This window comes from Desulfofundulus sp. JL263-se (assembly GCF_056316025.1).
This window is the reverse complement of record NZ_CM149993.1, coordinates 932,757-949,911: the sequence shown is the minus strand read 5'-3', so window position 1 is coordinate 949,911 and position 17,155 is coordinate 932,757. Positions and strand designations below refer to the sequence as shown.

General features: G+C 49.8%; 18 protein-coding genes and 2 other annotated features. Of the genes, 9 read left to right on the top strand and 9 right to left on the bottom strand.

Annotation, left to right across the window (positions count from 1 at the left end; all coding sequences use genetic code 11):
- Positions 1–63: 63 nt before the first annotated feature.
- From ACX4JR_RS04860 to thrS, 9 genes are all read right to left on the bottom strand, one after another.
- Positions 64–393: a cell division protein ZapA gene (locus ACX4JR_RS04860; RefSeq protein ID WP_476059906.1), complete on the bottom strand. Its 330-nt coding sequence runs from the start codon at positions 391–393 to the stop codon at positions 64–66.
- Between the two features lie 137 nt (positions 394–530).
- The gene (gene pheT / locus ACX4JR_RS04855) at positions 531–2,957 is read right to left on the bottom strand and encodes a phenylalanine--tRNA ligase subunit beta (RefSeq protein WP_476059905.1); all 2,427 of its coding nucleotides are present in this window, start codon (positions 2,955–2,957) and stop codon (positions 531–533) included.
- 38 nt (positions 2,958–2,995) lie between these two features.
- Positions 2,996–4,018, bottom strand: coding sequence for a phenylalanine--tRNA ligase subunit alpha (pheS, locus tag ACX4JR_RS04850; protein ID WP_476059904.1), 1,023 nt, complete (start codon positions 4,016–4,018; stop codon positions 2,996–2,998).
- A 78-nt stretch (positions 4,019–4,096) separates the two neighbouring features.
- Positions 4,097–4,360 (bottom strand) — a binding site (T-box leader).
- 18 nt (positions 4,361–4,378) lie between these two features.
- Complete coding sequence (locus tag ACX4JR_RS04845; RefSeq protein ID WP_476059903.1) at positions 4,379–4,471, bottom strand: YqzL family protein; 93 nt, start codon at positions 4,469–4,471, stop codon at positions 4,379–4,381.
- Between the two features lie 120 nt (positions 4,472–4,591).
- Positions 4,592–5,392 carry a TrmH family RNA methyltransferase gene (locus tag ACX4JR_RS04840; RefSeq protein ID WP_476059902.1) on the bottom strand — a complete coding sequence of 267 codons (801 nt, stop codon included), beginning with the start codon at positions 5,390–5,392 and terminating at the stop codon, positions 4,592–4,594.
- Between the two features lie 218 nt (positions 5,393–5,610).
- Complete coding sequence (rplT, locus tag ACX4JR_RS04835) at positions 5,611–5,970, bottom strand: 50S ribosomal protein L20 (RefSeq protein WP_476059901.1); 360 nt, start codon at positions 5,968–5,970, stop codon at positions 5,611–5,613.
- 34 nt (positions 5,971–6,004) lie between these two features.
- Positions 6,005–6,199: a 50S ribosomal protein L35 gene (gene rpmI / locus ACX4JR_RS04830; protein ID WP_476059900.1), complete on the bottom strand. Its 195-nt coding sequence runs from the start codon at positions 6,197–6,199 to the stop codon at positions 6,005–6,007.
- Between the two features lie 15 nt (positions 6,200–6,214).
- On the bottom strand, positions 6,215–6,739 hold the full coding sequence (infC, locus tag ACX4JR_RS04825) for a translation initiation factor IF-3 (RefSeq protein WP_476060474.1): 525 nt from the start codon (positions 6,737–6,739) through the stop codon (positions 6,215–6,217).
- Between the two features lie 276 nt (positions 6,740–7,015).
- Positions 7,016–8,926: a threonine--tRNA ligase gene (gene thrS / locus ACX4JR_RS04820; protein ID WP_476059899.1), complete on the bottom strand. Its 1,911-nt coding sequence runs from the start codon at positions 8,924–8,926 to the stop codon at positions 7,016–7,018.
- Positions 8,927–8,976: 50 nt separating this feature from the next.
- Positions 8,977–9,196 (bottom strand) — a binding site (T-box leader).
- Positions 9,197–9,544: 348 nt separating this feature from the next.
- Between thrS and ACX4JR_RS04815 the strand changes: the two genes are divergently transcribed.
- The 9 genes from ACX4JR_RS04815 to ACX4JR_RS04775 all read left to right on the top strand — a co-directional run bounded on the left by ACX4JR_RS04815 (position 9,545) and on the right by ACX4JR_RS04775 (position 17,129).
- On the top strand, positions 9,545–9,886 hold the full coding sequence (locus ACX4JR_RS04815) for a DRTGG domain-containing protein (RefSeq protein WP_476060473.1): 342 nt from the start codon (positions 9,545–9,547) through the stop codon (positions 9,884–9,886).
- 19 nt (positions 9,887–9,905) lie between these two features.
- Positions 9,906–10,349 carry an ATP-binding protein gene (locus ACX4JR_RS04810; protein WP_476059898.1) on the top strand — a complete coding sequence of 148 codons (444 nt, stop codon included), beginning with the start codon at positions 9,906–9,908 and terminating at the stop codon, positions 10,347–10,349.
- Positions 10,349–11,683, top strand: a complete 1,335-nt coding sequence (locus tag ACX4JR_RS04805; RefSeq protein ID WP_476059897.1) for a [Fe-Fe] hydrogenase large subunit C-terminal domain-containing protein — start codon at positions 10,349–10,351, stop codon at positions 11,681–11,683. The genes ACX4JR_RS04810 and ACX4JR_RS04805 overlap by 1 nt, the downstream gene beginning before the upstream one ends.
- Positions 11,667–12,029 carry a DRTGG domain-containing protein gene (locus ACX4JR_RS04800; protein WP_476059896.1) on the top strand — a complete coding sequence of 121 codons (363 nt, stop codon included), beginning with the start codon at positions 11,667–11,669 and terminating at the stop codon, positions 12,027–12,029. Before ACX4JR_RS04805 ends, ACX4JR_RS04800 begins: the two co-directional genes overlap by 17 nt.
- A gap of 115 nt (positions 12,030–12,144) precedes the next feature.
- Complete coding sequence (locus tag ACX4JR_RS04795; protein ID WP_476059895.1) at positions 12,145–12,639, top strand: NADH-quinone oxidoreductase subunit NuoE family protein; 495 nt, start codon at positions 12,145–12,147, stop codon at positions 12,637–12,639.
- 31 nt (positions 12,640–12,670) lie between these two features.
- Positions 12,671–13,279: an ATP-binding protein gene (locus ACX4JR_RS04790; protein WP_476059894.1), complete on the top strand. Its 609-nt coding sequence runs from the start codon at positions 12,671–12,673 to the stop codon at positions 13,277–13,279.
- A complete protein-coding gene (locus ACX4JR_RS04785) occupies positions 13,218–13,577 on the top strand; it encodes a (2Fe-2S) ferredoxin domain-containing protein (RefSeq protein WP_476059893.1) in 360 nt (119 codons plus the stop codon). The genes ACX4JR_RS04790 and ACX4JR_RS04785 overlap by 62 nt, the downstream gene beginning before the upstream one ends.
- 13 nt (positions 13,578–13,590) lie before the next feature.
- Positions 13,591–15,384 carry an NADH-quinone oxidoreductase subunit NuoF gene (nuoF, locus tag ACX4JR_RS04780; RefSeq protein WP_476059892.1) on the top strand — a complete coding sequence of 598 codons (1,794 nt, stop codon included), beginning with the start codon at positions 13,591–13,593 and terminating at the stop codon, positions 15,382–15,384.
- Between the two features lie 23 nt (positions 15,385–15,407).
- Positions 15,408–17,129, top strand: coding sequence for an NADH-dependent [FeFe] hydrogenase, group A6 (locus tag ACX4JR_RS04775; protein WP_476059891.1), 1,722 nt, complete (start codon positions 15,408–15,410; stop codon positions 17,127–17,129).
- The last annotated feature ends 26 nt before the right edge of the window (positions 17,130–17,155 follow it).

The following is a 17,155-nucleotide window of genomic DNA, read 5'->3' as shown; positions in this document are numbered from 1 at the left end:
TCTCCCAAAATCCACGGCTCTAACCAACAAAAAACCCACGAAGCCGGCTTCATGGGTATTACCTCACTTTTTCTTTTTCTTCTTTTTACTTTTAACTCCCTGGGCTTGATTCTCTCCCGCAATTTTACCCGTTTCCGGCAAATCACTGCCACCCGCCGGCTCCCCGGCGGCAGCCGCCTCGTTGTCCAGGAATCGCAACAATTCGTCAGCAATATTGATAGCAGATAACACTGCCGCCTTATGTACCGACAACCTTGGATTACGCTGCATAACCTTGCGCATGGTCTGGTCCACATAACGGGCAACCCGCACCATGTGCTCCGGGGTGGCATCACCCCTTAATTTGTAATGTTCCCCAAAAATTTCTACATCCACTCGATTCTGCCGGGACAATGGAAAGCCCTCCCAGACATTTCTCCCTGCTCCATTGATTTCTAGTTTTATTGCCATTATTCCTTCCCAAAAGAAAAAAATATCACAGCTCGTCGAAAAATAGTTGGGGGGCAAATGCCCCCCGGAAATTTTCCCGTTTAACTCCTTAACTCCGCACCCGTTTCCTTGGCCAGGCGGGAGGTTATGGTATTTATGAGTTCGTTAATTTCCGCATCGGTGAGGGTACGGTCTTCAGCTTGAAATTTTAAAGAAAATGCCAGGCTTTGATAGCCTTCCTTAACCTGCTTACCCTTGTATACGTCAAAGAGTTCCACTTTCCTGAGCAATTCACCGCCGGCCTTTTTAATTGCCCGCAGTACATCACGAACAAGGACATCTTCGGGGACAACCACCGCCAGGTCCCGGTCTACTCCGGGGAACTTGGGCAAAGGACGATACCTGCCCACCTTGCCGGCGCTTTCCAGGAGAATTTCCAAATCCAGCTCAAAGGCCGCAACCCTTTCCGGAAGTTCGTAGTTTTCCAGTACCCGGGGATGAATTTCTCCCAGGATACCCGCATCCTTACCTTTAATCTTAACCTGGGCCGTGCGGCCGGGATGATAACCGTACTCCGCGGCTGCAGGCTCAAAAGTATAACCCGTTATACCTAACATGTTAAAAAGCGTTTCCAATATACCCTTGGCGTAGTAAAAATCCATTTCCCGGGGCGGGCTGTTCCAGGCCCTTTGGGTCTTCCCCATGACTGCAGCCGCCAGCTTTTCCCGCTCTTCCGGCAATCCTTCCCCAGGCTTGGGATAAAATACCCTGCCTAGTCCGAATACGCCGCCGCTGTAGTTGCGGCGATTGTAATTACGCTGCAGGACATCCAGCATGCCGGGGAGCATGAGGGTGCGCATCACGGCCTGCTCTTCACTAAGAGGATTTTGCAGTGCCACCGCATCCCTTAAATGGCTGCCAGCGGGTACCCCCAGGCGATCGAACACTTCTTTGGAATGAAAACTATATGTGATAATTTCATACAGTCCACAGCCGGACAATACTTGTCTTATTTTTTGGATGAGGGACTGCTTGGCGGTCCTGGCGCCCCGGGTGGATTTGCCTGTGGGCAAGGTCTCCGGCACGCTGTCATAGCCGTGGATGCGGGCTATTTCTTCAATCAAGTCCACTTCCAGGGAAATATCCGGCCTGAATGTGGGCACGGTAACCAACAATTCTTCACCGGCGCCCTCCTGCACTTTAAATTGCAGCCTGAAAAGGATATCCTTGCATTCCGCAGCCGGAATATCTTTTCCCAGCAAATGGCTAACCCTGGAAGGGCGTACCGCTATAGTTTTTTCCGTAAGGGGGCGGGGGTAGTTATCAATCTCTCCCGCCACTACATCGCACGCACCCATGGCCTGAAGCAACTGGGCTGCCCGCTCCGCCGCCCGCAGGCACCCGTTAACGTCTACTCCCTTTTCAAATCTAAGGGATGATTCTGAGCGCAGGCTCAGGGCTTTGGAAGTGCGCCGTACGCTGACAGGGTCAAAATTGGCGGACTCTAAAAGAACCATAGTAGTCTCTTCGGTAACCTCCGACTCCAGCCCCCCCATGACACCGGCGATGGCCACGGGGCCGGCAGGGTCGGCAATTACCAGCATCTCACTGGAAAGGATGCGCTCCTCTCCGTCCAGGGAAACCATCTTTTCTCCCTGGCCTGCCCGGCGCACAATAATGTGCCCGTCCTTCAGCTTTTGAAAATCAAAGGCATGCAGGGGCTGTCCCAGTTCCATCATCACGTAGTTGGTGACATCCACAACATTATTTATGGGCCGCACCCCTGCCGCCCGCAAGCGTTCCTGCATCCACCCGGGGGAGGGAAATATCTTCACATTGGTTAAAAGCTTGGCCACGTACCGGCGGCAAAGCTCCGGGTCCTCAATGTCAACAGTGACTTTACCTTCTATGGACTCAGCCAGGGACTTTAATTCCGGGCGGGGTATTTTCAATTCAGTATTAAAAATGGCCGCCACTTCCCGGGCCACCCCCACCATACTCAAGCAGTCTCCCCGGTTGGGGGTAAGCTCAAGCTCCAGTATAACATCGTCCAGACCGGCATAAGGCCTGGCGTCTTTCCCCACCGGCGTATCCGGAGGAAGAATCATAATCCCGTGGGCCTGGCCGGCAGGCATGCTGTCCGGATCCAACCCCAGTTCCTCGCCTGAGCATAACATGCCCCGGGATTCCACCCCGCGTAACTTGGTCTTTTTAATTTTGACGCCCCCTGCCAAGCGGGCCCCTTCCACCGCCACCGGTACAATATCATTCTCCCTTATATTGGTGGCGCCGGTAACAATCTGTAAATTCTCCGGGCCGCCCACATCGACGGTACAAACCACCAGCCTGTCGGCATTGGGATGGGGTGCTATTTTAAGAATTCTTCCCGTATATACCTTTTCTATTTCCGCTCCCAGGTCCTCGTAACCTTCCACCGCCAGCCCGGCAGCGGTAAGGCGCTCGGCCAGCTGGGAAGGCGATACCGGAATGTCTACATATTCTTGCAGCCATTTATAAGATACTCGCACAGCTCAACATTCCTCCTTGATACCTCTTGCAGTACGGCTTATATTTGGGCCAGAAATCTTAAATCGTTCTCAAAAAGCAGGCGCAAGTCGTCTACACCGTACTTCAGCATGGCAATGCGTTCCACACCCATGCCGAAGGCAAAGCCGGTGAATTTTTCTGAATCATACCCGGACACTTCCAGCACCCGGGGGTGCACCATGCCGCAGCCCAGTACTTCCAGCCAGCCGGTGTGGGAACATACCCGGCAGCCCTTGCCGCCGCACATTACGCAAGAAATATCCATTTCGGCGCTGGGCTCCGTAAAGGGAAAATAACTGGGCCTGAACCGGGTGCGGGTCTCACTCCCGAACATTTCCTCAGCAAATACCTGAAGCACCCCTTTAAGATCGGCAAAAGTTATCCGGGTATCCACGGCAAGCCCTTCCACCTGGTGGAACATGGGCGAGTGGGTGGCATCGTCATCCCTTCTGTATACCCGCCCGGGGGCAATCACCTTTAAAGGCACCCGGGGGGCCGTCTTTTCCATGGTACGCACCTGGATGGGCGAGGTATGGGTGCGCAGCAGAACCTCCGGCCCGGTGAAGAAGGTGTCCTGCATGTCCCTGGCCGGGTGGTCTTTAGGTATGTTGAGGGCCTCAAAGTTGTAATAATCGGTTTCTATTTCCGGACCCTCCATAATGCTGAACCCCAGCCCGAGGAAAATATCCTCAATTTCCTCCTGGACCCGGGTCAGCGGGTGGTTCTTCCCCAGGGAAAAGGGCGTGCCGGGCAAGGTAACGTCAATGCGCTCCCTGGCCAGCCGGTCCTCCAGCTCTTTGTCTTTTATTTCGGACATCCGCCGACTTAGATGCTCTTCCAGTTCCGCCCGGACCCAGTTGGCCAGCTGCCCCACCCGGGGCCGTTCTTCCGGAGACAGAGAGCCCATGCCCCTTAAAACCTTTGTCAGCTCCCCCTTTTTACCTAAAAATCTAACCCTGATATTATTCAAGGCCTCCATGCTGCCGGCGTTATCGAGAAGCTTTTTTGCCTCCTCTGCCATTGCTTTCAGCTTTTCTTCCACCGTTAAACCTCCTCCAGGTTAGAACCCTATTTTGGCATTATTTGTATGATATCATTTCCCAAACAAAAAACCCGCCCCTTCAGGGACGGATCTTCTCCGCGGTACCACCCTGGTTTTTGCGCCCTGGCTCCTGGCGCAAACCCCTTTTCCGGACGGAGAAACAACACCGCCCGGCCCCCGGTAACGGCGGGAATACCGGCTACACCTACTGGTGCAAACCTCACGTTCAGCTGCAGCTCCGGGGTGAACTTCAGCTCACCCGGCCTTAGAAAGGCTCTCAGTCGCCGGCCTTTCCTCCCTGAAAGACCACGATAAGCCTACTCTCCCCTTCATCGCCGTTAAACTCTATGTAATTAACCATTAATGAAGGGCCAATCTCCTGTACAACATATACGCGCGAATGGAACCGGTAGCCTCAAACAGCCTCCAAAAAAATTCGGCGGTGAACAACACTTAAGCACAACCTTTCCGTGGATTTTTGAGACTTCCCTGCTTCGATTATACCATACGGCCATTATCAAAACAAGAAAGTTAACTGAAAATAAAGACTATCGCTAGCAAATGTCTTGCCAGCTAGTTATATCTTTGCCGGACAACTTCATACAGCATGATTCCCGCTGCCACGGCAACGTTTAAAGAATCCACCCCCGCCGACATGGGAATATGTACCCTGTACCGGGAGTGCATTAATATATCCTCCTGCACCCCCCGGGCTTCATTACCCACGGCAATTACCACCGGCCCGGTCAAATCAATCTCAAAAACGGCCTTCTCAGCTCTGGGGTCCCCTACCACAAGCTCAAGCCCCGCATTCCTTATTTTTTTTAATACTTCAGACCGCTGCCCGGCCATAACCACCGGGAGTTTAAAAATATTACCCATTGTGGAACGTAAGGTTTTGGGATTATACAGGTCCACCGTACCGGGAAGCAGTATCAATCCCTGGGCCCCGGCACCTGCGGAAGTCCTGACTATGGTCCCCAGGTTGCCGGGATCCTGCACCCCGTCCACCAGCACCAGCAGCGACGGGGAAGTTGACAAAATATCGTCCAAAGATACTTCCCGGCGGCATACCACCGCCAGTACCCCCTGGGGGGTTTCTGTACCGGCCAGATCACGCATAATGTTTTCCGCCACTTCCACCGCAACAATGCCCGCTTCCTTGGCGGCTGCAAACAATTGCTCACCCCGGCCGGTGGCCCTGGCAGAGGGGGAAAACAATATAAATTCCACTGCCCCGCTTAACTCGAGCACTTCTTCCACCGCCCGAAAGCCCTCCAAAACAAATTTTCCCTCCCGTTCCCTGAAGCGGCGGCGGGCCAGTTTTTTTACATATTTAATCCGGCTGTTATTTTTGCTTTCAACCAGTGGCAAGCTCTAACACCCTTCCCTAACTTTCCAATTTCTTAAATCTGTTATTGCGCCCGATGGCTACAATTGCTAAATCGAAATTCCTTATACCCAGGGACTTGAGGACCTGTTCCTCCATGGCGTCCGCCACTAGCACACCTTGATTTTCTTTAAAAATAAATTAAAAAGCATGGCATCTTACCACCATGCTTAGTTTAACACCCTAAAACAGTTATTACACTTTAGCTGTTTAATTTTGATTTGGCCACCTCAACCAATTGACTGAAGGCTTCTGTATCGTTTACAGCCAGGTCGGCCAGCATTTTGCGGTTAATATCCACGCCTGCCCGCCTCAAGCCGTTTATAAACCTGTTATAGGAAAGGCCGTTGCTCCTCGCAGCAGCATTAATGCGGGCAATCCACAATTTGCGAAACTCACGCTTGCGCTGCCGGCGGTCCCTGTAAGCATAAGCCAATGCCTTCATTACCGCCTGGTTGGCCACCCGGTAAAGCTTGCTCCTGGCCCCCCGGTAACCCTTAGCCAGTTTTAAAATCTTTTTATGCCTTTTACGGGTAACTACTCCGCTCCTTGCCCGTGGCATGATACATTCCTCCTTTGCAGACAATTATGTTGCATTAATAAGGCAAAAGGCGTGCAATCCTTCGCTCGTCCGACGGGTGCAAAATCGTTGCTTTGCGCAATCTACGCTTGCGCTTGGCCGTCTTTTTGCCTAAAATATGACTGTGAAAAGCATGAGAAGCCTTAAATTTTCCCTTGGCTGTCCGCTTAAAGCGCTTGGCAGCTCCACGATGGGTTTTTATCTTGGGCACTGTGCTCGCTCCTTTCTAGTCCTCTTTTTTTGCTTGGTTAGGTGCCAGAATCATAAACATGTTTCTTCCTTCCAGCTTGGGCTGCTTTTCCACCGTAGCCAGGTCCCCTATCTCCTCAGCCACCCTGTTTAAAAGAGCCTCGCCGTTCTTGGGGTGCACAATTTCCCGCCCCCGAAACATAATGGTCACCTTGACCTTATCGCCGGCCTTTAAAAAGCGCGTGACATTCCTGGTTTTGACCTTTAAATCATGTTCTTCAATATTGGGCCGCAGCTTAACTTCCTTAACAGTAATGATCTTTTGTTTTTTCCTGGCTTCCTTCTCCCGCTTGCTCTGCTCGTACTTATACTTCCCGTAATCCATAATCCGGCAAACCGGGGGCTTTGCTTGCGGCGCCACTTCCACCAGGTCTTGCTGTCTTTCCTCGGCCAACCGCAGGGCTTCCTTCGTGGGCATAATACCTAACTGCTTACCGTCCTCATCCACAACGCGTACTTCCGGAGCCCTGATGTCATAGTTGACCCGATGCTCCCTTGAAATAATGTTTCACCTCCAATAAAAGTTAAAATAAAAAGCGGGTGATACCACCCGCGAAAAAACACACTTAACCACCTACATGCTTTTGCACGCAACCTTATGGACTGCCGGAGGCGTCATAAGGTGAGAAGCGGATGGCTTCTACTTTGAAGTATGATTTTTTATCGCGAAAATTATAGCACGACCGTTCCCCGGAGTCAAGCTGCCAAGGCTGGGGGCTGCTTAAAATGTACAAAAATTATGTTCAATTTCCTTTGAAGGTTCCAAGATTTAAAGGCTTTACCTGTTCTCCCGGCTTTTAATTTCCCTTAGCAAATCTGCCGCGAATTCATCCACCGGCCTGGCACCCAGGTCGCCGCGGGAGCGGTGCCGCACAGCCACCAAACCACCGTCAACCTCCTTATCTCCCACCACTAACATGTAGGGAATCTTTTGGGTCTGGGCCTCCCGAATTTTATAGTTTACTTTTTCATTGCGGTCATCCACTTCCACGCGAACTCCCAATTCAAACAGCTTATCCGCAACAGCCCGGGCATAAAGGTGGTGCCTGTCGGCAATGGGCAGTACCTTTACCTGCACCGGGGCCAGCCATGTAGGGAAGGCTCCTGCATAATGTTCTATAAGAATGCCGATAAAGCGCTCTATGCTCCCGAAGATTACCCTGTGAATCATAACCGGGCGGTGCTTCTGCCCATCCTCACCTATATAGGTCAGCTCAAATTTTTCCGGCATCAGGAAATCCAATTGTATGGTTCCGCACTGCCAGGTACGACCAAGGCAATCCTTCAAATGAAAGTCTATCTTGGGACCGTAAAACGCACCGTCCCCCTCGTTTACCTTATATTCCAGCCCTTTGGCCTGCATGGCCTCTATGAGGGCATTGGTTGCCATTTCCCATATTTCGTCCGAGCCCATGGCCTTTTCCGGCTTGGTAGAAAGTTCCACATAATAATCAAAGCCAAAGACTTTATAAAATTCATCCACCAGGTCAATTACCCCGATTATCTCATCCTTTACCTGGGAGGGAAGCATGAAAATGTGGGCATCATCCTGGGTAAAGCACCTGACACGCATCAGGCCGTGCAGAACTCCGCTCAACTCGTGCCTGTGCACCAAACCCAGTTCCGCCGTGCGGATGGGAAGTTCCCGGTAACTGTGCATGGCGGTCTTATAAACAATCATGCTGCCGGGACAATTCATGGGCTTTATAGCATAGTCTTTATCATCAATTTGTGTAAAGTACATATTTTCCTTATAGTGCTCCCAGTGGCCGCTTCTCTCCCACAGCTCCCGGTTAAGGATTATAGGGGTGCGTATTTCCTGGTAGCCCCTCTTACGGTGCTCTTCCCGCCAGAAGTTTTCCAATTCGTTGCGTATAACCATGCCCTTGTGGTGGAAAAAGGGAAATCCGGGACCTTCTTCGTGAAGGCTGAAAAGGTCAAGTTCTCTGCCCAGTTTACGATGATCCCGCCTTTTGGCTTCCTCCAGCCGGTGCAGGTGCTCTTCCAGCAGAGACTTTTTCGGAAATGAAGTCCCGTAAATGCGCTGAAGCATCTTATTCCTCTCATCTCCCCGCCAGTAGGCCCCGGCGGTACTCAGCAGCTTAAAAGCTTTCAGCCTGCCGGTAGAGGGAACGTGCGGGCCCGTACAAAGATCCTCAAACTCTCCTTGCCGGTAACAGGAAATTACGGCATCTTCCGGCAATTCATTGATTAACTCCACCTTATAGTTTTCTCCCGCACCTCTAAATTTTTTAAGCGCTTCTTCCCTGGATAATTCGTACCTCTCGAAAGGGAGATCTTCTTTTATTATTTTTTTCATTTCCTCTTCAATCTTTTCCAGGTGCTCGGGTGAAAAAGATTCCGGTGAATCAAAGTCATAATAAAAACCTTGGGAGATGGCCGGGCCGATGGCCAGCCTGGTTTCCGGATAAAGCCTTTTTACAGCCTGGGCCATCACGTGTGCGGTACTGTGGCGAAAAACTTCTTGCCCCTCTTCCGTGCTAAAGTCTAAAAATTCCACTTCGGCATCTTGATTAAGACTCGCATTGAGGTCGGTAAGCTTTCCGTTTACCCTGGCCACAATAGCTTCTTTGGCCAGCCGGGGGCTTATATCCCTGGCAATATCAATTAATTGGGCACCTTTTTCATATTCGCGCACCGAACCGTCTTTAAGTGTTATTTTAATCACTTTCGTCACCCCTTTTCGTATAAATAAGAAAACCGTCCCCGACACATTCAGCCAGGGACGGAGCATTCCCGCGGTTCCACCCTGATTGGGGAAAGAATTCCCCCTCTCCACGAGTAATAACGGCTTTCAGCCGGCCCGGCTTACTCTTTGGTTCAGCTGGACAGCTCCGGGGTGGTTTTCGGCCCCCCTGCGTTCAGGGATGCTCGCAGCCAGTGACATCCCCTCTCTTTGAACCGTAAAGGACCTACTCGTCCCCTTCATCGCCTGTGCTCTATTAACTAACAAGACAATTTTATTTACATACCTGCCAAGATTACATTTGATATTATAATTATTGCCCGAAATTATGTCAATTTTAAAACCCACCTCCGCGATTATGCCGGCGCTCTTTTTTTAATAAGCATTAATCAACGCCGGGTTTTACCACTTAACCCTTATATCAACCATTCAGCTCCCGAATTGACCACTCGAATAGATTTTATGACTAATTAGCAAAAATTTTATTGACTTTCGGAAAAAAGATATTATTCTGTTATAAAGAGTCTTTATGGCTAGCAATAATAAATATTTATTAAAGTTAGGGATTAGTCAAAAAAAATATTTATGGGGTGAGCAACCATTACTCTATCTGAAATAAAGCGCATTTTAGAGGCCGAAATTCTGTACGGAGAAGATATGCTGGACATTGAGGTTAACTCAGGGTTTGCCTGCGATTTAATAAGCGATTCCCTTTGTTTTTCCAGGCCCGGCTGTCTTTTACTTACCGGCCTTACCAACATTCAAATTATTAAAGTTGCTGAAATGGTCAAAGCGCGGGCTATAGTTTTCGTAAGGGGCAAAAATCCGGGCCCGGAAATTGTTCAAGCTTCCAGAGAAAGGGAACTTCCCGTAATGGTAACAAACCGCTTTCTCTTTGAGAGCTGCGGCCTTCTATTCCAGGCCGGGCTGCGAAGCTCCTAGGGCGGAGTGATAATTCAACATGCAATTGCGCTTTAACATTAAAGGTATGGATTTTTCCCGGGCAGGCGAAGCAGCCAGCCGGTTAAAACAAACTTTACAAATGATCGGCATGGAATACGATACCATAAGGCAAGCCCTGATTGTTACCTATGAAGCCGAGCTCAATATCGTTATCCACGCTTACCGGGGAATTTTAACAGCCGACATTTCACCTCATCGTATCATAATCGAAGCCAGGGATGAGGGCCCGGGCATACCCGACATTTCCCTGGCCATGCAGGAAGGTTATTCCACGGCACCGCCCCATATCCGGGAAATGGGCTTCGGGGCTGGAATGGGGTTGCCCAATATAAAAAAATTCTCACACGAATTAAAAATAGACTCCACCGTTAATAAAGGAACTCGGCTTAAAGCCATAATTTACACCCCAAAAGCCAATAAGCAAAAAAGTGGTGGTAATTAGTGCAAAAATACTTCCACTCGGTAAGACTGGATGAGGAAAATTGTAAAGGCTGCACTAATTGCATTAAAAGGTGCCCCACAGAGGCAATAAGAGTACGTAAAGGTCGTGCCCGGATCATAGAGGAGCGCTGTATAGATTGCGGCGAGTGCATTCGTATCTGCCCCAATCACGCCAAGATTGCTCTTACTGATGACTTGCAAAAAATAAAAGATTACCAGGTATCCATAGCCCTTCCCGCACCTTCCCTGTATGCCCAGTTTAAGCCGGAGATAATGCCCGGCCATGTACTTCGTGCCCTTATTGAAATCGGGTTTGACGATGTCTTTGAAGTGGCCGTGGCAGCGGAAATCGTATCGGATATGATCAGCAAATTCCTGCGCAGTGCACCTCGCAAGCCCTATATATCGTCCGCCTGCCCGGCCGTGGTCAGGCTGATGCAAGTACGCTTTCCGGGACTGCTTGACCAGATAATTCCTGTAGAAACACCCATGGAAGTGGCCGCCCGGATAGCCAGGAAGGAAAAGGCCCGCAAATTCAATGTGGCACCGGAAAAAATAGGTATATTTTTTATCACCCCTTGCCCGGCAAAAGTAACGGCAGTTAAACAGCCCTTCGGTACAAAATCTGAAGTGGACGGGGCAATTTCCATGTCCTCAATATACGGTAATCTGCTCCATAAACTGGACCGGATTAAAGCCCCTCCCCTGCCCTTTTATTCCACTCCCCGGGGAATTGGATGGGGAAAATCAGGAGGGGAAAACCGCGCCATAGAAGGGGGCTTTTCACTGGCGGTTGACGGAATCCACAACGTAATAAGCGTCCTGGAAGAAATAGAGCGGGGAGAACTAACGGATATTAATTATGTGGAGGCCCAGGCATGTACCGGTGGATGTATTGGAGGGCCTCTTGTACCCCAAAACCCGTTTGTATCCCGGGTGCGCATGGAAAACCTGAACAGCTTGCTGGCAGATAAAAATCCGGTTAAAGTACCATCAATTAATGAAGAATGGTACCTTGACAAACCCATTAATCCCCGCCCGGTAATGCAGCTCTCCAACGATGTGACTAAAGCCATTCAAATGCTATCTGACGTGGAAAAGATTGTCCAGGAACTTCCAGGATTGGACTGCGGCTCCTGCGGCTCGCCCAATTGTAAGGCACTGGCAGAAGATATTGTCAGAGGATATGCCCAAAAAACCTATTGTGTCTTTAAACTACGAGAAAAATTACGGGACCTGGCCAAAGAAATGGTTGAGCTGGCACATAAACCGCCCCCGGCCATGGGCAGAAAAGACGCAGCGGAGGAGGAAAAACGCGATGTCCCTCTGGAATGATATCAGCTCCGCACTTGAATTAACATCACTTACTTCCCTATATATCGAAAAGGATTCAATACAAGGCGCTTACTGTGGAGACTTACTCAGTGACGTACTTGCTAAAGCCAAGCCGGGGCAACTTTGGCTGACTATCCAAAAACACCGCAATGTAATCGCCGTTGCGAGCCTGGCAGGATTAAGCGGGGTTATTATTACCGGAGGACGCCTCCCGGACCGGGACGTTATAGAAACAGCCGAACAGGAAGGGATCCCGCTTTTCTCCACTCCCCTGGACACCTTCACCGCTGCCGGAAAAATCTATCAATTATTCAAAAGGTACCGTATTACCGGCGATTCTTGCTAAGTAATTTTCAAAATATAATTTTTTTTCTTGATTATCTGTTGTTGGAGGTGATAACAAAGACAAAGCCCGGCCAATTAACCGAAAGGCAATTAATAGAGATGGGAGGGTAAATGAATTGAGCAAAAATAATTGCCAGTGTGCCACTGCAATTAATGAGGAACAGTACCGCCAACTTGACAAAATAATCGATGAGTATAAAAACGAGCCCGGGGCACTCATTCAAGTTTTGCATAAGGCCCAGCAATTAATCGGCTATCTTCCCCGGGAAGTTCAAGTCAGGATAGCCAATGGATTGGATATACCCCTGGCCACCATTTACGGAGTGGTTTCATTTTATTCCCTTTTTACCACCAAGCCCAAGGGCAGGCATAAAATTTCCGTGTGCGCCGGAACGGCTTGCTACGTTCGCGGGGCAAAACAACTGCTTAACCGGTTACATCAAGATTTGGATCTCAGGCCGGGGAGCACTACCAGTGACGGAAAATTCTCTCTGGATGTGGTCAGGTGCCTGGGGGCCTGCGGCCTGGGCCCGGTGATGACTGTTGATGAAGATGTATACGGGCGACAAAAGCCTGACAAAGTAATGGAAATTTTAAATGCTTATGAATAAAGGTCATTCATTAAAGCGGGAGTGACCGGTTTTGGAAGAAATTGCCCAGCACATTTTGGACATAGCCAGGAACTCCCTGGAAGCAGGAGCAACTATAATAAACATTTCGGTAGAAGAAAAACCTGAAAACGACCGGCTGGAGTTCTTCGTTTACGATAATGGTGCAGGTATGGTGCCCGGAGATATTCTCCGGGTAACGGATCCTTTTTATTCCGGCAAAGGAAAACGTATAGGATTGGGTATTCCCTTGCTTCACGCCGCTACACAAAGGTGCGGCGGTGATCTCAAAATATCTTCAGTTCCCGAAAAAGGAACTGAAATTAAAGCCAGTTTCTCCTACCATCATATCGACCGGCCTCCGCTGGGCAACATAGGGGAAACTATTTCCGTTCTTATGGCCACCACCAGTGATGTAAATATTACTTACCGCCATATTTTTAATAATAAAATTTTCAACTTTAGTACCAAGGAGTTAAAGGATTTTCTCGCCGGTGTGCCGTTGAATACACCGGCGGTACTGGTATGGGTTGAGGGTTACGTGCAAAAAAGAATAAATTCCCTGAGAGGGGGTTCTGTGAGTGAAATCTCTGGAAGAGTTGGAAAAGCTACGGGAGAAATTAAAAAAGCAAATGAAAGTTAGGGAAGGAAAAGGTAGTACTGTAATAGCCGTCGGCATGGGAACATGTGGTATTGCCGCCGGGGCCCGGCAGGTTATGAAAACACTGTTGACAGAACTAAATAACCAAAATGTCAACGATGTTCTGGTAACCCAAACCAGCTGCCTGGGACTTTGCCAGTACGAGCCCGTAGTTCAGGTTGATTACCCGGGCCAGGAAAAAGTTACCTACATTAATGTGGACGAGGAAAAAATTAAACGTATAGTTTCCGATCATTTATTAAACGGTCAGATAGTTAAAAAATGGACAATAAAGGATTAAGGAGGGTAGCCACATGGAGACTTACCGGTCACACGTACTTGTTTGTGCCGGAGCCGGATGTATATCCTCCGACTGCAAAGCGGTACAGTCGGCACTCAAGACAAATATTGTAAAAAGAGGACTAGAAAACGAAATTATGGTGGTAGAAACCGGTTGCATGGGGCCCTGCGACTTGGGCCCGGTGATGGTGGTCTACCCCGAAGGTACTTTTTACCGTAAATTAACCCCCGAGGATACCGCGGAAATAGTAGACCAGCACCTTTTGAAGGGTAAAATTGTGAAACGCCTTACTCAAAAGGATAGTGAAAATGGACAGGCTGCCGTAAACCTGGAAGATATGGACTTTTTTAAACGGCAAACCCGCATAGCCCTGCGCAATACCGGCTTAATAAATCCGGAATCGGTTGAGGAATATATTGCCCGTGACGGTTATAAAGCACTGGGAAAAGTTCTTTCCAGGATGACTCCTGAAGAAGTAATTGACTGTATAAAAACATCCGGACTGAGGGGACGGGGAGGAGCCGGCTTCCCCACTGGCGTAAAGTGGGAATTTACGGCAAAAGCCGAAGGCTACCCTAAATACGTGGTATGCAATGCCGACGAGGGCGATCCCGGGGCCTTTATGGACAGAAGTATACTGGAAGGCGATCCCCATACTGTGCTGGAGGCCATGGCCATTTGCGGCTACTCCATTGGCTCCAACCAGGGCTATATCTACGTCAGGGCCGAATATCCCCTGGCCGTAGAACGCCTGGAGATAGCCATCCGCAAGGCCAGGGAATACGGCCTGTTGGGAGAGAACATTTTTGGTACCGGCTTTAGCTTTAACATAGATATCCGTGTAGGTGCGGGAGCCTTTGTTTGTGGTGAGGAAACCGCCCTTCTGGCCTCAATTGAAGGGCGCCGGGGCGAGCCCAGGCCGCGACCTCCGTTTCCGGCCCAGGCCGGGCTCTGGGGCAAGCCCACCGTAATTAACAATGTAGAAACATGGGCCAACATCCCGCCCATTATTCTAAACGGCCCCCAGTGGTTTAATAGTATCGGAACCGAAAAAAGCAAGGGGACCAAAGTTTTTGCCCTGGCAGGTAAGATAAATAACACCGGCCTGGTGGAGGTGCCCATGGGTACCACTCTCAGGGAAATCATTTATGAAATCGGCGGGGGAATCCCCGGTGGAAAACGGTTAAAGGCAATTCAAACAGGCGGGCCCTCAGGGGGCTGTATACCCGCCGAATACCTGGATACCCCGGTAGATTATGAGTCCCTAACCCAGCTGGGGGCAATCATGGGCTCCGGCGGGATGATTGTTGTGGATGAAGATACCTGTATGGTGGACCTGGCCAGGTTTTTCCTTGAATTTGTCCAAGATGAATCATGCGGCAAATGTTCTCCCTGCCGGGTGGGCACCAAGCGAATGCTGGAAATATTGGAACGTATAATTGAGGGACAAGGGCGTGAGGGAGATATTGAGCGGCTGGAAAAACTGGCTTTTGGCATCAAAAATTCAGCCCTCTGCGGTTTAGGCCAAACAGCCCCCAATCCGGTGCTGAGTACCATTCGCCACTTCCGCCACGAATATGAGGCCCACATAAAAGATAAAAAATGCCCCGCAGGGGTTTGCCGGGCCCTGGTCTCCTACTACATTGACCCCAACAAGTGCACCGGGTGCGGGCTGTGCAGCAAGGTCTGCCCGTCCGAAGCAATCAGCGGTGAAAAAAGGAAGCCACATATCATTAACCTGCAATTGTGCGCTAAATGCGGAACATGCAAGGAAAAATGTAAATTCAATGCTGTAATAAACCTTTAAACAGGTTTTACTGGAGGGATATAATGCCTTTGGTTACATTGACCATAGACAACAAGCGGGTAGAAGTGGAAGCCGGAACCAGCCTTTTAAAAGCGGCAGAGAAGGCAGGCATAAAAATCCCCACCCTTTGCTTTTTGGAGGAAATAAATGAAGTAGGCGCCTGCCGTCTTTGCCTGGTAGAAGTAAAAGGCACCCGCACCTTGCAGGCGGCATGTGTTACCCCGGCGGCGGACGGCATGGAAGTTATCACCAACAGCCGGGCTGTTCTCGAGGCCCGGAAAATGAACCTGGAACTCATTCTTTCCAACCACCGCATGGAATGCCTTACCTGCACTCGCAACACCAATTGCGAGCTGCAAAACCTGGCCAGCGAGATGGGAATCCGTGAAATAGAATATTCCGGAGAAATGCCCCCCTATGAAGCTGATAGCTCCAGCCCGTCTCTGGTTCGGGATCCGGGCAAGTGCATACTGTGCAGGCGGTGTATTAGTATCTGTGAGACCACTCAAACGGTATCAGCCATAGCTGCCCAAGAAAGGGGATTTAATACCATTGTAGCCCCTGCCTTTCTGGAACCCCTGGGGGACACCCTCTGTGTCGCCTGCGGGCAGTGTGCCCTGGTCTGCCCCACGGCAGCCATTCATGAAAAAGACCAGTGTGAAGAAGTTTGGTCTGCATTGGCTGACCCGGACACCCATGTTATTGTCCAAACGGCTCCGGCTGTAAGGGTGGCCATAGGAGAAGAGTTCGGGCTGGAGCCGGGTAGCGTGGTTACCGGACAACTGGTGGCCGGCCTGAAACGCCTGGGATTTGATAAAGTGTTTGATACTGATTTTACTGCTGACGTAACTATAATTGAAGAAGGAAATGAATTAATCAGCCGGTTAAATAACGGGGGCAAACTCCCCTTATTAACTTCATGCAGCCCCGGGTGGATTAACTTTATAGAACATTTTTACCCGGAATTGCTGGATAATCTTTCTACCTGCAAGTCCCCTCAACAAATGTTTGGAGCACTGGCCAAGACATATTACGCAACTAAGGCCGGAATTGATCCTGCAAAAATATTTTGTGTCTCCGTAATGCCCTGCACGGCGAAAAAATTTGAGGCAGAGCGCCCGGAAATGAGAGCCAGCGGGTATAAAGATGTAGATGTGGTACTAACTACCAGGGAATTGGCCCGCATGTTCAAGCAGGCAGGTATAAATCTACCTGTACTACCGGAAGAGCCCTATGATGACCCCATGGGTATTTCCACCGGGGCCGGAGTAATTTTTGGAGCTACAGGTGGAGTAATGGAGGCAGCCTTGCGAACCGCCTATGAACTGGTTACCGGTCAGGAATTACCGGATATTAATTTCAAAGAAGTAAGGGGCCTCAGAGGAATCAAAGAAGCTGAAGTTAACTTGGGCGACACAACCCTGCGGGTTGCAGTAGCCCACGGCCTCGGAAATGCCAGACAACTCCTTGATGCCATTAAAGAAGGGGAACAATATCACTTTGTGGAGATAATGGCCTGTCCCGGCGGCTGCATCGGTGGGGGCGGACAGCCCATCCCCACAAATATAGAAATAAGAGAAAAAAGAATTGCCGGCATATACAGGGCGGACGAGCAATTAAAGATAAGAAAATCCCATGAAAACCCGGCAGTTCAAATACTTTACAAAGAATTCCTGGGAGAGCCGCTGGGACACAAGTCCCATGAGCTTCTGCATACCCATTATAAAGAAAAAAGTAAATATTAATCCTTTTATCGAGAAGCACGTTTGGT